Genomic DNA, 15565 nt, shown 5'->3' on the forward strand with positions numbered 1-15565 from the left:
AAATGCATTGATTTCAGGCTCGCCATTAGATTTGTAATACGCCATATCAATAAATTAATCATCAGTGGAGTCTGGATTTATATGTGGTTAAACGGCGCCATCAGATGTGACCATTCTCACAAAAAGTCGCCATTTCACCGGGAGGATTAGGATTTTTATGCGCCTGATGGCGGAGGCCAATCGCATTGGCTGGGCGAGCGCAGAGGGGCGTTGTTTGGGAAGAAAGTGTGGTGGCAAGAGAGGGATGGCTGAAAAGAGAGAGATGATAACGCGAACGTCCGAATACGCTTCGCTATTCAAACCTGCGGATTACACCATATGCGCCACCGACTCCAGCCAGTTGGGAACTTGTTGCCGATACCACTCCAGATATTGCTGTGCCTGCGGCTTCTCCCTTCTGGTCAGCAGATTGGTGACTTCAATAATCAGCCAGCACTTGGCCATGACGAGATGGCGCAGCAACCGGTCACCAGAGAGCAGCGAACTGTGGCGCAGATAGCGTTCAATGATGGTTTCATACTCAGCCAGCGAACCCATCCGCGGCACCAGCGGGGCCAGATCGATGGCCGGGCTGCCATAACCAAATCGCTCCCAGTCAAACAACACCAGCTCACCATTGTCGCGGGTGCCCCAGTTGCCCTCATTGCTATCCCCCGAAATCAGACATGACTCCTCGAATAGTTCGTGGCCAATTTGCTGGATATGGCGGATCTTCTCGTTTACCGCTTCCGGCAGACAGAGTACAGAGAGCGCCTCGTTGGTGTCGGCGAGCGACCAGCCGTGAGTTTTAACCGCAAAGTCGGGCTGATAGTTGGCGTTATGCAGGCTGGCCAGCTGAGCAAAGGATTGTTCGTTGTGGTGCAGCTGCGTGAGCGTGACCGGATGAGGGATCTGCTCAAGGAACAGGGTCTCCCCTTCGACCTTGAGCAGGGTAGGAGTGTTGAGCCCGCTCAAATGCAGTGCGGCGCGTTGGTAGAAATGGCGCTCGACAGGCGATGCGCCGCTTTTTCTGATACAGGGCTTGCCATCCAGCAGCTGGATATTTACCGAAGCGCCCCCCATTTTCGCCAACTCCTGTTGCGTCATCCTCTACCCCGTTAGCTATGAGTGGTCAGTTGCGTGAGATAGCTATTTACCTCTGTGCGAGTCGTGAAATGGTGCTTGTCGTTTGGGAATCGATCAAACAACTCGTGATGGAATTGGCGGGAACTTTTACCGGCTCGCTGCCCATATTCCGATGCCCACACCAGCAGTTGTTGAAAGTTCTTTTCAGCTGCCACTGCATCGCGCTGTTTGGCACTTTCCGAGCCGCGCAACAGCAGCGAATCACGGCATACAGACCAGTCGAGATCCAGAAAGAGCAGGGTATCAGCGGCATCAAGCAGTTGCTCGGCCAGGGCACCAAATACCCCTTCGACCACCCATGATTGCTCTTGAATAAGTGTCTGAATGGCATGGTCAATCTCATGCTGGGGCCGTTTTTGGTTAAACCCGCCCGGTTGCCAGACAATGGTGTCCAGATTGACCTCGCGGATAGTTAACCGTTCAGCCAGCTGCGCCGCCAACCAGCTTTTGCCCGATCCCGAGTTGCCAATAATCAGAATACGTTTCATCTCTGGGGGCTCTTTTCTGGAACAGATATCTGGAGGCTGAAAAATAGAGGTGCAATACGCTGTGCTTATTGCACCTCTACCGAGATGGTGTTGATTACGCGAATATATGAATACTCTTCACTGGATATTTACAGCCCTCGTTTTAGTTGTTGGGTAATGTGCTAAATAGTTTGTGACGTTAAATGAAAAAATTTTAGTTTTTAGCACCTGTATTACAGTATGGGTGCATTAGTGCACCATTAGATGCAGTTCCCTTTCCTCCATCTCGAACTCGTTGAATATGGTCAAAGCTTATTGAATTTGTATGAACAAAACCTTTGCAATGCGCGCATATCATACTTTTTGGTAATGACTCCTGAATGTAAATTTGAGATTTTATTTCCCCTGAGAATCTACTAGATGTAATTTCTATCTCATCATTACGGGATAAAAAAGAAAACTCAGAAAGAATTTGCTCAACAATATATTCATCAGTCTCTTGCTTCTGCATCATTCTAATGATTTTTAACATTACCTTGTGAATGTGCTTGTTACTTTTTAAACCACTCCCATACTTTGCATTTATGCCTGAAATAAAGTGCTTATATTTAATTAAAAATGACTCCAATCTATTTCTTATATGTAAAAAAGAAGCTAAAGATGATTTGGTTTTATTTATATCTGCTATTATATCGACCCATGCTAGAATCGCAGAATATATATGGTTCCCTCTCTTGTTGTAGAAGTATACAAGAGGGTGTAATCCTAATGATGAAGGATGTGATGAGTTAATGATTCGAAGAAATTTCAAAACGTTTTTAAGGTGATTAATGGTTTCTGAACCATCGGTATCATCCACTATAGAATCAGTCTTCCCAGAAATTTTATTGCATTTTTTTACTAAATCGAAAATAAAACTATTAGTTTGTGGGGCGTTATGTTTTTTTATCAGAGGAAGGTCTAATGTCTTTACTGGACCAGCAACCTTGGGATGGAAAATTAGTTCATGAATTTCTTTTGCTATAGACTCAATTTCTATGATTTTTTCCGGTGAAAATTTTGACCAGTACTGATGTCCATTTCCTGCTCTAATGATCGCCCTTGAAGCAATGGAAAAAGATTTTCTTCTGGATCTCAATAACTCAATTTCTGTTTCATTTATTTTTGATGCTTTTTGGTTTATTTTGAAAAAAGATTCTTCTGCTTTTTTTGAACCCCCTGTGACCCATTGTAGTTGAATGGATGTTCTGCCTAGACTAAGAGCCTTTCGCAACATATCCTGATCACCATCTAGGTTATTTATAATCGCCTGTTTGTAATCACTATATGGTTTGACTGTTCTTTTTATTTTTTCTCTGGTTTTATTGGCTATCTCTCGTTGCTCATCATCTATTTCGTTGTTGTAGAATTTTTGTGAGATAGTTCCATCTCCATAGTCATCGTTTATCCAAGCGATTAATGCTCCAAATCTATGAGCACCATCAATAACGAAGTTATATGGACCTGAATTCCATAAGATTACGGCAGGTATTAAATCGCCATCGATAAAGCTCTGGATGAATTCACAAAGTTGGTCATCACTCCAATCTGAAGTTTCACGTTGAAAGTCAGGCTTTCTTAAGCCAGCATAGAAAAACTCTCCGCGCTCTAAATCTTTCACACTTACATTTTGGTTAAATGAGGATGCATTTGATGCATTATCAATAACTTCAAAATCTTCTCTTGAAATCAAAGCATCTAGATTTACATTTGGCATTTATATCACCATATTAAAGTTTTATTTTAAATTTTCGCTAGGCTACTAATATAAAAGTATTAATTAAGTCAGATTTAATCTTTAGGAAACATTTTTAATTAGGAACGAATTTGGTTTGATTAAATGTCTTTGAACAACAATGTGTTTGTAATAAAGGGGTTAACCGCACTGTCATTTCCGCCTTGTTGTTTTCTAATTTTTTCTTTTGCAGAAAATAATTTTACTGCCTCTGGCAAACATCTTCCAACCACTCATGGTAGTATTTTTAATATATATTTTTAATTAATTTGAAGCGAAGCTTGCTATTCATACCTTATGCCTACGCGGGCACGCTGGCCAAAACTACCCTCTTTTGAAGGTTATTTGTAAGTCCTAAATTACATCAGTGTGGATATATAGAGTCTTATTGATGACCTTTCTAATTATCCAGAGTGTCTGCGCTCGTTCAAAAACGACTTTTTATCTGAGGGCGTTCTTTACAGTAATGCCCCCATGTTTCTATCTCCTCAATGGTGGCAAAGTTACAGGGCTTGTACATCCATCTTATTGGGGAGCAAAATTCCACGCTACCGCCCGTGGATTACAGCCTCCAGCCTGCTGCGGTTATCCGGCGATGTGGTGGATGGCGAAACGGCTGCACAGGGTTATCTCTGCAAGAGTGGTTGCCAAGTGGGGCATATTAATCGAGAGAGGTGCAGGGTAAAACCGCAGTCGGGCAAAAACCTGCCAAAGATCAATAAATTGCTCACTAACAGGGTGTTATCTGACCGCTTGGCGCAGCGATCGTAAGCAGAGCTTCATTTCTTGCCGGGTACAACCGTCACTCAATACTCCAGAAACTTCTCCCCGCAGCGTTCGCAGATCAGATGTTTTACATGGGTGGTCTGGTAGGCCAGTGTTTCACCAAACGCCCAGTTGGTGATGCTGCTGGAAGTAAAGGCTTGCCAGAAGGCTTTGCGCGGGTCTTTGGGCATCACATCCTGGCTGTGATCCCGTGGCACCAGCACCACGATATGGCGGGTACGCTCGCCGCATTTGTTACAGCGGTGGATTTCAGTCGGCGGATTCTGGTCGTGCGGGTTGCTCATAAATGGGCTCGTGAAGAGAGTGGACGCCCATCATATTCCTCTCCACTTGGCTCTCAATATCTCCTTGCCAGCGCAGTGAACAACCTCACATTTTGCGCTGCTGCAGGCTTGCCCAGCCAGCTCAGGCCGATGCCCGCTTCTGCGGTTTGCTGGTGAGCGATGATGATATGGCGGGTGGGGCGAGCTCGGGCGCCCAGCCAGTTCAGGCCGACTCCCGCTTTTGCAGATTGGGGGTGATGATATGGCGGTTGGGGGCGAGTTCGGGTTGCTGCATCCGGGTCAGCAGTCGTTTTGCCGCCTGACGGCCGATTTCGCGGGCCGGTGAGCTGACGAAAGTGAGGGCGGGGGAGGTGAGTTCGGCTTCCGCCACATCGTCAAAACCGAGCAGGGCCACCTGCTGGCCGATGTAGTTATCCTTGCCCACGGTGCGGCCGCTCGCCTCGACGCCATAGATGGCGCCGAGCGCCACCTCGGGGTAGTGGCAGAGCACGGCGGTCACCTTGGGGTGCTGGTGCAGCAGCTGGGCGATGGTATCGGCGGCGCTGCGCTGGGTGCGCTCGCACTCCAGTACCCACTCCGGTTTGAAGGGCAGGCCATATTGCAACAGGCTGGCGCAGTAGCCGCCGATCCGCTCGGCACGGGTGAGGGAGTCGGCCCGCCCGCCGACATAGGCGATATGGCGGTGGCCCTGCTCGATAAGGTAGGTGGTGGCCTGCTTGGCGGCGTGGGTGTTGTCGGGGCCGATAAAGTCCACGTCATCCCGATAGTAGGAGCGGGCGGCGCACACCACCGGCAGCTCGGAGTCGAGCAGGGTCTCCAGGGTTTTGGCCGCCGCGCCGCGCACCGGATTGAAGATGATGCCCGCCACCCCTTGGCGCGACAGGGAGTGGATGCTCTGCTGCAGCCGCTCCGGGCTGTGACCGCACTGGGTCAGAAACAGCAGATAGCCCTGCTGCTCCAGCACCTCGCTCACCCCGGCGGTCACCTCGGTATAGAAGGGGTCGGTGATGTCGCGCAGGATCAGCCCCACCAGATTGGACTGCTGGCTGCGCAGGTTGGCGGCGGCGCTGTTGGGCACGTAGTCGAGCTCTTTTATCGCCTGCTGCACCCGCTCGGCGGTGGCCGGGGAGATGCGCCCCTTGCCGTTGAGCACCATGGAGACGGTGGTGACCGACACTCCCGCCCGCTGGGCGACATCGGTGATCTTGGTGGCTTTGGCAGAGAGGGATTTGGGCGACATAGGGCGAACGGACGACGGACAGTTGAGAGTGAGGCCCCAGCATACCTGCTTGGGTTGCCAAGTGAAACGTTACATCACCATCTGGCCGATCCGGCTCACAAATTTGGATCCTGCTGCCAGCCAGCCCCCTTATTCTGTGATCCTGTCGGCACTTGTAAGTTGATAAAACGTTTTATCATTCAGCAAAACCTGATGCTGACCCGCGCCTTTTGCTTCGAGATTGCGTCGAGATTGCCTCGAGCGGGGGAGGGCAGCCGCAGATATTGCTGTCTATTCACAAGGAGCCGTTTCATGGCCAAGCCTCAAGCCAAATCCACTATCTGGGAGTTCCTGCAGAGCCTCGGCAAGACCTTTATGTTGCCGGTCGCCCTGCTGGCCTTCTCGGGTATTTTGCTCGGTGTCGGCAGCTCGCTCACCAGCGATGCGGTCAAGCAGAGCATGCCCTTCCTCGACAATACCGTGCTGCAACTGCTGTTCCTCTGGATGACCAAGGTGGGGCTGGTGGCCTTTATCTATCTGCCGGTGATGTTTGCGGTGGCCATTCCGCTCGGACTGGCGCGAGAAGAGAAGGGGGTCGCGGCCTTTGCCGGTTTCGTCGGCTATGCGGCGCTCAACCTCTCCATCAACTTCTACCTCACCGTGGCCAACGTCATCGGTGACGCGGCCGCGGAGAAGGCCTACGGAGTGAAATCGATCCTCGGCATCAGCTCCATCGACACCGGGATTCTGGGGGCCATCATCGTCGGGGTGATCGTCGCGAAGCTCCACGCCCGTTTCTACACCTACAAGATGCCCGATGCGCTCGCCTTCTTCGGCGGCGCCCGCTTCGTGCCCATCATCACTGTATTGGTGCTGGGTGTAGTCGGTCTGGTCGTGCCGTTCGCCTGGCCCTGGTTTGCCGCCGGCATCAACGGTATCGGAGCGCTCATCTCCCACGCCGGTCCCTTCGGCCCCTTTCTGTTCGGTACCGGTGAGCGCCTGCTGCTGCCGCTCGGCCTGCACCACATTCTGGTGGCGCTGATCCGCTTTACCGAAGCGGGCGGCACCCAGCTGGTATGCGGTCACGAGGTGAGCGGCGCCCTCAATATCTTCTACGCCGAGCTCTCCTGCGCTGACACCACCGGCTTCTCGGTCTCTGCCACCTCCTTCCTCTCTCAGGGCAAGATGCCTGCCTTCCTCGGCGGCCTGCCGGGCGCGGCGCTCGCCATGTATCACTGCGCCCGCCCGGAAAATCGCGGCAAGATCAAGGCACTGCTGGTCTCCGGCGTGGTGGCTTGCGTCATCGGCGGCATTACCGAGCCGCTCGAGTTCCTGTTCCTGTTCGTGGCGCCGGTGCTCTACGTCATTCACGCCATCCTGACCGGGCTCGGCTTTATGACCATGGGGCTGCTTGGGGTCACCATTGGCAACACCGACGGCAACCTCATCGATTTTCTGGTGTTCGGCGTGCTGCAAGGCACCGCCACCAAGTGGTATCTGGTGCCGGTCGCGGCCGCCATCTGGTTTGCCATCTACTACAGCGTGTTCCGCTTCGCCATCGTGCGCTTTAACCTGAAAACCCCTGGTCGTGAAAAAGAGAGCCGCGAGATTGAAACCAGCGAGACTGCCCAGCCCGCAGGCAAGAAGGCTGGCAACAGCGGTTACAACGGTGAAATCATCCTTAACGCCCTGGGCGGTGCCGATAACATCCTTGCGCTCGATAACTGCATCACCCGCCTGCGGATGTCGGTGCAGGACATGAGCCGGGTCGATGACAAGGTATTGAAAGCAAACGGCGCCATCGGGGTGATCAAACTCGACGAGCACAACCTGCAGGTGGTGATCGGCCCGCAGGTCCATCTGGTGAAAAACCAGCTGCAGAGCCTGATGGGGGCCTGAACCGGCCAATAAGATCCGAACGGGGGGCGCAAGCCCCCCTTGTTTGCCTCTCCCAATATGTCTCCTGTTTATGGAGGGAGAAACTTCATGCACGATATTTATGACTTCGACCGTGTGGTCGACCGCCACGGCACCTACTGCACTCAGTGGGACTATGTAGCCGACCGTTTTGGCCATGCCGATCTGCTCCCCTTTACCATCTCCGACATGGATTTCGAGACCGCCCCCTGCATTCGCCAGACGTTGGCCACCCGCCTTGAGCACGGGGTATTTGGCTACAGCCGCTGGAATCACGACGACTTCAAGGGGGCGGTGAGCGACTGGTTTGCCCACCGCTACGGCGCGAGCCTCGACCCCGAGACGCTGGTTTACGGCCCCTCGGTCATCTATGTGATTGCCCAGCTGGTGAGCCTCTGGTCGGCGCCGGGGGAAGGGGTGCTGGTGCATACCCCCGCCTACGACGCCTTCGGCAATATGCTGGCTGCCAACGATCGGGTGCTGCTGCCCTGTCCGCTTAAAAAAGAGCAGGGGAGTTACCAGATCGACTGGCAATGTTTCGAGCAGCAAGCGGCTCGCCCCGATTGCCGGATTTTGCTGCTCTGCAGCCCCCACAACCCCACCGGCCGGGTCTGGACGCGGGATGAGCTCGGCCGGATGGCCGACATTTGCCAGCGTCACGGGGTCAAGGTCATCTCGGACGACATCCATATGGATGTGAGCTTTGCCCGCTACCTGCCGTGGAGCGAGGTAGCGCCGGACGATCACTGGGCGCTGGTGAGCTCGGGCTCCAAATCCTTCAATATTCCTGCCCTTGGCGGCGCCTACGCCTTTATTGCCAACGCAGCGGCGCGGACCGCCTATCTGCAGCGGCTCAAAGCGGCCCACGGCCTCTCATCGCCGCCCATTCTCGGCGTGCTGGCTCATATCAGCGCCTATCGGGACGGCGCAGCCTGGCTAGATGCCCTGAAAAGCTATCTGCACGGCAACCTCGCCCATGTAGCGGCGCGGCTCAATGCCGCCTTCCCCGCCATCGACTATCGGGTGCCCGAGGGAACCTATCTCGCCTGGATTGATCTGCGCGGCCTTGGCATCGACTCCCCCGAACGGATGGATGCGCTGCAAACCTTGCTGGTGGAGAAATACCGGGTCGCCATCATGCGCGGTGACACCTATGGCCCGGAAGGCACAGGCTATATCCGCCTCAATGTCGGCTGCCCGCGCTCGAAAGTAGATCAAGGACTCGACGCCCTGATCGGTGCGCTGGGGGAGGTGGAGTAAGGGATATCCTGGACTAGCGATTGATCAAGAAGACGACCTCCCCCCGGTAGTGGGGGGAGGTCGCAAGCTTTGCCTGCCACGAGGGTTCCCACTCGCCCTCCTGCACCAGACCAACCTTGAATGGAATGGTGAGCTGCATCATGGCGGGTAGATAGGCGCTGTAACCCGGTACCGTATGTTTTCCCTGATAGGTCTGGATGACTATCTCATCGACCGGAAGGCTGTTGAGTTGCGCCACATCCCCCGTCTTGGCCCAGTCGAGCAGGCCCGTTACGCTGAGCTTGCACTCTGCCGGCAACACTTGTCGCAACTGCTGCAAAGAGGTGGCGTAACGATCCAGTTGGCGGGTGGCTGCATCAAAGTCGATCTGAATACCCGTTACTTTGGCTCCGGCCTTGCGCCACTCCTGATACAGCCTGACCAGCAACTTCTTGTGATCGGCAGAGAGCGGCAGCGTATTCACTCTCACGACAAGCCAGAGTTGTTCGGTCTGAAGTGGCGTTGGAGCGCGCCCCAGTTTGATAAAACGGGGGCCGGATGGCCTGTTCAGGATCTCACCCTGATGCAAATAGAGGGTGGTTGCCTGTGCCAGGACTGGCTGATGTCGGGTGGCAGACCAGAGCCAGAATGCGTCATAGCTGTTGGCATCGACATTTGCCTTAAGTGGCGCAGCAAGTGTCGATAACAGAATTAGCAGGCCAGGCACGAGGGGCTGGGGCATGGTTTACCAGTAGTATTTGAGTGATTTGGCCCATACCGAGTTGCCATAACGTTGCTTGAGCGTGTTGAACCAGGCTTGCCGCATGCTCTTGGGGAGCTCCTGATCGTCACACCCGTTGTAGCCTGATGGTGCGTAGCAGTTGATGGCTCTATAAAGGGCATAGCTCTTGTCTTCGGGCTCGGCTTTAGGGTTGGCCATGACGGCCTGATATAGCTTTAGCCTACTTGGTGCGGTGGCTGACTCAGGTTTTGACAATCCCCAAACCATCTCTTTTCCTTGCCACAAATTGATCGCGGGATCCTTGTTGCGCAGATATTCACCCAGGCAGTTGAGTGCGTGTCCGTCTCCGGGGTGTTGCAGCAGTGTGCCGAGAGTGGAGGCCAAATCACGGCAGTAATAGCCCTGCGGTGTGCCTTCACCTCCCCACTTGAATGCTGACAAGAGCACATCTCTGTTGGGTACCGGTTGCCATGGTTCATCCTTGGGTGGGGTAGCCTCCTTGTAGTCGGCCGGAATAAGTGTCACGTCTTTCAGGAACGTTGCGTAATCCTCTGCAATCAGGTCTCTCACCAGCAAGGTATGCAGGGCGATTTGTCTTTCCAAGGCGCTTGTGGCCTGCCGAGCCTGCTGACGAAGCACGTCCGGATCTGCCGACTGTTTTAACACGACGGTGCGTATCCGCAACTGAGTGACAGGGCTCTCTTTGTTGAAAATGGCCGCAGTATTGCCGGTACGTACCCACTGATCTGCCAGCATGTTTTCCACGAATGCCTGTTGGGCTTGAGTGAGAGGTGCCGCTACGAGCGTCATCAGGGCTTGCTCTGCCTGGTCAAACGCCTTCATTCCTTGCTGTGCCCAGATGCGCAGCAACTGGCGGCTAAACGCCAGGGTTGATGCGTTTTGTCCTTCTGTTTTGGGCAACAGCGCCAGTACAGCATCAAACTGTTGGTTCTGCAGCAATCGATAAGCTTGCAGATAGGTAGCCTCTTCCGTTTTACCCGTCTCTTGCAGCTGTTGGATGGCCTCATCGATCTGCTCGTCACTCCAGTTGCGTTTCTGGTCATAGCCAGTTCTGAGGCCACGCAGTGCATTGATAAACAGCAGCTCAGGCTGAGTTTTATCCTCGTAGGCGAGTTCATTTCGATAAGCATCTGCGCTCAGCAAAGAGAGATCTATTTCGTTAACCAGCGCCTCAAGTTCCGGCAGGGAGTGGTCAGCGGCTATCGCTTCGCTATAGTTATCGCGCAATGAAGCCTGGTCACCCGCCATCCAGTTGATGCGTCTGAACATCCCCTTGGTCGAACTGATGTAACGGCCTTGCGGATAGGTCGCCAGATACGACTGCCCCTGTGTCATGGCCTGTTTCAGCGCCTCTTTATCACTCTTGGTGAAATCCGTATCACCATACTCGCTCTGAGCATCTTTCACCGCTGCATTAAGGTGTGTTCGCATCACCATATAGTTCGCGGTTTCGGCAACCCACTGCGCTTTTGCCCCTTGCAGAGCCATAAAGCCGGTCAATGCCTCGGAGAAATGACCTTCGTAGAAGTGGCGGGCCGCATCCAGATAAGCCTGCCACTCCCTGGCAGACTCGCTCATTGTGACGTCGGAAGACTGGGGGCTATCTTCCTGTTGACCAAGGAGCTGTAAGCGGGTTTTGAGCAGAAGCGTGCGCTCGGTAGGTGACAGGTCACTCTGCTCAAGGGCATCAAGAAATTGACTGACAGATTGCAGCGAGTTGGAAATGGCTCGGCCGTAAAGAGCATCCCGACCAGCATAGTGTTCCAGCAAAGCCGGGAGCGAGGCGTCATGGGCGGTGAGCCGGCTAACCAGCTGTTCACGCAGTTCCGGGCCTTCCAACTCGTCGGGAAGTGGCAGGCGTTGCAGAGAGAAGAGCTCCATATCGCGTTCGTTGGCCGGATCGGCCGGAAGTATAAAGGGGAGGGAGAGTCGCTGCTTGTCAGCCAGCAGCATCAGCAAGTTGCTCTTGGTGTCATTTTCGGAAAGGAAAAGCGGATAAGCAGGCAATGGACAGTCTGTCAGCCAAAAACTGCACCCGTCTTGGTCGAATGAGGCAACCGAAGGAAAAGCAGCAAGCGTGAGTGCCAGTGCCGAACAGTATTTCAAGATCTTCATAAGAGGCGGTATCCACTATCTGCCGAGTGACAACTCCTTGAATCACGAGCCAAGAAGCCTGAAGCACAATGGCTGGCAATAGTACGCAAGTGGGTTGCAATCGACAACCTTTCAGTGGTTTATGATGGGCGTTCAAGCAGATAACAGAATGCTGATGGCCTTACGTTGTTAGGCCTGCAATAAAAACGGGACCATCAGTGATGGCCCCGTGTTGGTTGCGCTGTGCTCAGTTGTCAACCTACGCCAAATTCAGGCACGAATGGTCGTCGGGATAGCGTTGTTCGGGCGTGACATGGCTGGTTCGATTGCTGGCTCGCTGAGCTCGCTGAGCTCGGTAGCTGCTAGTGCAGTGCCTTGGGTCAGGGCTTCAGCCTGATGCAGCATGCGGCTGACCATATCTGTCAGGAGATCCACATCCAGCTTGTCCAGCCACTCGCGACACCAGAGCAGGGTGCTCTGCTCGCTGTCTCTACTGAGTTGCAGCACAGGCCAGTCGGCCATGGCGGCGAGGGAGGGGGTCTGGATATCCCCCAGCGGAATAAACAGGGTCACCAGTTGATCCCGCTCGCGAATATGGAGGCTGAAGGGGCCCGCCTGCAGATCCAGCCCCTCTTCGTGCAGGCACTCCTGCGGCAGGGATAGCTGGCGAACGAGGGTTGATAGCATGGCATGGAACATCATTAATCCTCCCGATGGGCGTTATCAAAGACCGACTCTGTGGGCGGCCACAGGTTGGCTATAGGGGGGCGGGCAGGGGTACCGACCAGTGGCGCCCCTATGGTTGCGGCCCAGGGGTCGACTACCTTGGCGTGTGGCCCCCAGCTTTCCGGCTTGGTGAGTTCACTCCCTTCGGCGCGGCCAATCACCACAAAGCAGTGGGTCTGGGCGTGACCCTGTGCGCCACGATGGGCCAGCACTTCGATCCGCTGGTCACTGTTGTGGCGCAGCAGTTCGGCCGCCGCCGAATAGGCCAGGGTCGAGCAGCAACCGGCCTTGGCGTCATCCACCGCTTTGGCGATGTTTTCCATGGTGCGCAACGAGAGTGGCTGCTTGTTTCTGGTGATCTGGATGGCGGCCATATTGGCGCTGTTGTTGGCGCGCTGGTTGGCCGCCAGGCGCTGGGGATCCTGCCCGAAGGCGTTGAGTTTGCCGATGATCTTCTGATAGCTCGGGTTGTTCGGCTGGACAAAGGTCTGGGCGTCGGTGCAGGCGTAGCTGCCCAGTTTTTCCAGTCCGGCCATGCTCTTTTGCAGCAGGGCCTGGGTGCCACCCGCCATCACTTTCGGTTCATGTCGCGGGGCGGCTCTGGTGATGGCACCCTGTTCTGCCAGGGCCTGCTTCAGTTCAGTCAGACGAGCGCCGCGTGCTGCCACCTCTTTGGGGTGGTGCTGCTCCCAGTGCTGGATTGCATCCTGCACCCGCTGCGCTTTGCCGCTATCGGGGGCGCTTTGCAACTGGCGCAGGGCGCTGATGACCTGCTTGAGATCGCTGCTCTGGAAGTGGCCGATGCCGCGCTTGACGGATTGTTCGAACAGCTCGTTACCCTTGGCCAGCAGCGGGCTGGCCTCTGTCTGTTGGGGTGAGGCTGGGCGGTTGAGGTGAATGTGTCCACCGATTGCTGGTAAGGCCATGATGTGATTCCCGACAGGGTTGACGATAAGGGAATGATACCGAGCCGTGACGGCGCGCTATATCAGGGAGCGGTCGGGGATTTGTCAGTTTTTCGCGTGTTGCGCAGTTTGTTTGGCCAGTCGGGCAGCGTGCTGCCCTACCACTGTGGCCCTTCGCTCTGGCGCCACTGCTCCAGCCAGCGCAGAACCTCGGCGGTCGCCTCAATCTGGTCGGCGGGAATGTAGTTGTTGAGCTGGGCATCCCGATAGAGGGCACGGGCCAGCGGGATGCGTTGCAGCACCGGGATCCCCTCCTCTTCGGCAATCTTGCGTACCTGCAGCGCCTGGGCATCGGTGAATTTGAGGGTCACCACCGGCAGCGGGGTTTCTCCCCGCTCGTAGCGGATACCGATGGCAATATGGGTCGGGTTGGCGACGATGACCGAGGAGCGCTTGACGTCGGCGCGCATGTTGCTCGACTGCAACTCCTGATGGAACTGGCGGCGCTTGCTCTTGATCTCGGGGCTCCCCTCCATCTCCTTGTACTCCCGCTTCACCTCGTCCTTGCTCATCTTGAGCTGCTTGATGTGCTGGTAGTGTTCGAAGGCGTAGTCAGCGATGGCGATCACCACAAAGCCCATGGCGCAAACCGCCATCAGCTGGCCCAGCATGCCCCCCAGCACCGGGGTGATGCAGCTCATGCCGCAGCCGGGCAACTGGAGCATCGCTTGCAGATTGCCCTTTATGGTGACCCACACCAAGAGGCTCAGGAGACTCACCTTGAGCAGGGATTTGACGAACTCCATCAGGCTCTTGATGGAGAAGATCTTCTTGGCCCCCTCCACCGGATTGATCTTCTTTATGTCGGGCTTGATGGACTCGCCACTCAGCAGAAAACCGTACTGGGCGAAGTGGGAGGCGAGTACCACCAGCACCGCGACCGCGAGGAGCGGAATGCAGAGATAGGCCATCTCCTGCATCAGGTTCTCCACCACATGGTTGAGCGCCTGGGTAAAGGGGAGGTTGATGTGGGATTCCGGGATCATCATCAGCTTGCCCAGATGTTCGAGGTAGTAGTCGGACATCGCCATCAGCATGCCCACCAGACTGAGGATGATGGCGGTGGAGACCACCTCCTTGCTCTTGACCACTTGCCCCTTCTGGCGGGCATCCCGCAACTTTTTGGGGGTGGGTTGTTCGGTCTTCTCGCCGCTCATCGCGCCTCCAGAATGGGGATCAGCAGTTGCAGCGGATCCATCACTGCCAGCACCTGTTGATAGGCGTGATCCATCATCAGCTTGATGTAGATGACCAGCAACAGGCTGGCGACGGCGCTTTTTATCGGCATCGCCAGCACGAAGACGTTCAGTGAAGGGGCGAAGCGGCTGATCAGCGCCAGCCCGAATTCGGCCAGAAACATGGCGATCAAGAGCGGCGCCGCCAGCAAAGCGCAGAGCAGCAACATATGGCTGAACTGGCTGTAGAAAAAGTTGACCCACTGCTCGTCGATAGTGGGGAAAAAGTGCGCCACCGGCCAGCTGATATAGCTCTGGAACAGGGCGGCCAGCAGGGCGAGAAAGGCGCCGCTGGCAAAAAAGAGGGTGATCAGGGTCTGGGTCAGCAGCAGACCGGTGGGACTGGTCTGGCTGCCGAGACTCGGGTTGAACAGGGAGCCCATGGCGGCGCCGCGTTGGTTGTCGATCAGAAAACCGCTCGCCTCGATGGCCCAGAAGGGGATGGCGGCGACAAAGCCGATCAGCAGGCCGAGCAGCACCTCCTTGGCGATCAGCATGGCCAGCGCCATGCCGTCGATCTGATCCGGCAAGGTGTCGGCGACTGTGGGGTAGGCGTAGAGCGCCAGCGAGCAGACCACGCCGTTGCGGATCATCGCCCCTCCCAGCATCTGTTTGCTCAGCACCGGCAGCATCACGAAGCAGCTGATAAAGCGCGGCAGCAGCAGGGTATAGGCCAGCATCTGGGCCTGCAGGCTCTCCAGCGTCATTGGATCTGCGGCACCTTGAACAACACCATATCGGCAAAGCTGTAGAGCTCGTTACCCAGCCAGGCGGTGGTGGCAAACAGGGTGATCACCACGGCGATCAGCTTGGCGACAAAGCCCAGGGTCTGCTCCTGGATCTGGGTCAGTGCCTGCAGCAAAGAGACAAGGGTGCCCACCAGCGCCGCCACCAGCACAGGTGGCATCGAGAGGATCAGCACCAGCCAGAGCGCCTGGCTGGTGAAGTGAAGGATATCGGCGTGACTCATG

Annotated in this window: 14 protein-coding genes; 2 read left to right on the forward strand and 12 right to left on the reverse strand. The window is 55.2% G+C overall.

All coding sequences use genetic code 11. The features are described 5' to 3' along the window. Nucleotides 1–309 precede the first annotated feature (309 nt). The 5 genes from VF684_RS10895 to VF684_RS10915 all read right to left on the reverse strand — a co-directional run bounded on the left by VF684_RS10895 (nt 310) and on the right by VF684_RS10915 (nt 5676). Entirely contained in the window at nt 310–1086 is a 777-nt protein-coding gene (locus VF684_RS10895; protein ID WP_376899961.1) for a phosphotransferase family protein, read from the reverse strand. A gap of 11 nt (nt 1087–1097) precedes the next feature. Further along, nucleotides 1098–1613: an AAA family ATPase gene (locus tag VF684_RS10900; protein ID WP_376899963.1), complete on the reverse strand. Its 516-nt coding sequence runs from the start codon at nt 1611–1613 to the stop codon at nt 1098–1100. A 193-nt stretch (nt 1614–1806) separates the two neighbouring features. Next, a complete protein-coding gene (locus VF684_RS10905) occupies nt 1807–3348 on the reverse strand; it encodes an HNH endonuclease (RefSeq protein ID WP_376899965.1) in 1542 nt (513 codons plus the stop codon). Between the two features lie 824 nt (nt 3349–4172). Then, on the reverse strand, nt 4173–4436 hold the full coding sequence (locus VF684_RS10910; RefSeq protein ID WP_376899967.1) for a hypothetical protein: 264 nt from the start codon (nt 4434–4436) through the stop codon (nt 4173–4175). Nucleotides 4437–4638: 202 nt separating this feature from the next. Next, complete coding sequence (locus VF684_RS10915; protein WP_103252222.1) at nt 4639–5676, reverse strand: Mal regulon transcriptional regulator MalI; 1038 nt, start codon at nt 5674–5676, stop codon at nt 4639–4641. A 291-nt stretch (nt 5677–5967) separates the two neighbouring features. On the opposite strand from VF684_RS10915, the gene malX reads away from it, so the two are divergent. Beyond that, nucleotides 5968–7554: a maltose/glucose-specific PTS transporter subunit IIBC gene (gene malX / locus VF684_RS10920; protein ID WP_376899969.1), complete on the forward strand. Its 1587-nt coding sequence runs from the start codon at nt 5968–5970 to the stop codon at nt 7552–7554. An 87-nt stretch (nt 7555–7641) separates the two neighbouring features. Continuing rightward, nucleotides 7642–8832 (forward strand): PatB family C-S lyase, encoded by a 1191-nt coding sequence (locus VF684_RS10925; RefSeq protein ID WP_204381647.1) that lies wholly within the window; start codon nt 7642–7644, stop codon nt 8830–8832. 13 nt (nt 8833–8845) lie between these two features. Here the strand turns inward: VF684_RS10925 and VF684_RS10930 are convergent, their stop codons facing one another. From VF684_RS10930 to ascS, 7 genes are all read right to left on the reverse strand, one after another. Then, nucleotides 8846–9301, reverse strand: coding sequence for a DUF3142 domain-containing protein (locus VF684_RS10930; RefSeq protein ID WP_341536349.1), 456 nt, complete (start codon nt 9299–9301; stop codon nt 8846–8848). A gap of 255 nt (nt 9302–9556) precedes the next feature. Further along, nucleotides 9557–11689 (reverse strand): hypothetical protein, encoded by a 2133-nt coding sequence (locus VF684_RS10935; protein ID WP_139440102.1) that lies wholly within the window; start codon nt 11687–11689, stop codon nt 9557–9559. A 249-nt stretch (nt 11690–11938) separates the two neighbouring features. Beyond that, nucleotides 11939–12370 carry a hypothetical protein gene (locus VF684_RS10940; protein ID WP_323949969.1) on the reverse strand — a complete coding sequence of 144 codons (432 nt, stop codon included), beginning with the start codon at nt 12368–12370 and terminating at the stop codon, nt 11939–11941. Next, complete coding sequence (locus VF684_RS10945; protein WP_139730784.1) at nt 12370–13320, reverse strand: hypothetical protein; 951 nt, start codon at nt 13318–13320, stop codon at nt 12370–12372. Before VF684_RS10945 ends, VF684_RS10940 begins: the two co-directional genes overlap by 1 nt. Before the next feature lie 137 nt (nt 13321–13457). After that, complete coding sequence (gene ascU / locus VF684_RS10950) at nt 13458–14516, reverse strand: SctU family type III secretion system export apparatus subunit AscU (RefSeq protein ID WP_005334588.1); 1059 nt, start codon at nt 14514–14516, stop codon at nt 13458–13460. Further along, nucleotides 14513–15301: a SctT family type III secretion system export apparatus subunit AscT gene (ascT, locus tag VF684_RS10955; RefSeq protein ID WP_019446797.1), complete on the reverse strand. Its 789-nt coding sequence runs from the start codon at nt 15299–15301 to the stop codon at nt 14513–14515. The genes ascU and ascT overlap by 4 nt, the downstream gene beginning before the upstream one ends. Beyond that, the gene (ascS, locus tag VF684_RS10960; RefSeq protein ID WP_005334586.1) at nt 15298–15564 is read right to left on the reverse strand and encodes a SctS family type III secretion system export apparatus subunit AscS; all 267 of its coding nucleotides are present in this window, start codon (nt 15562–15564) and stop codon (nt 15298–15300) included. Before ascS ends, ascT begins: the two co-directional genes overlap by 4 nt. Between the last annotated feature and the right edge of the window lies 1 nt (nt 15565).

This window comes from Aeromonas sp. Lyrl_2, from assembly GCF_051948815.1.
In the GTDB taxonomy this organism is placed as follows: domain Bacteria; phylum Pseudomonadota; class Gammaproteobacteria; order Enterobacterales; family Aeromonadaceae; genus Aeromonas; species Aeromonas veronii.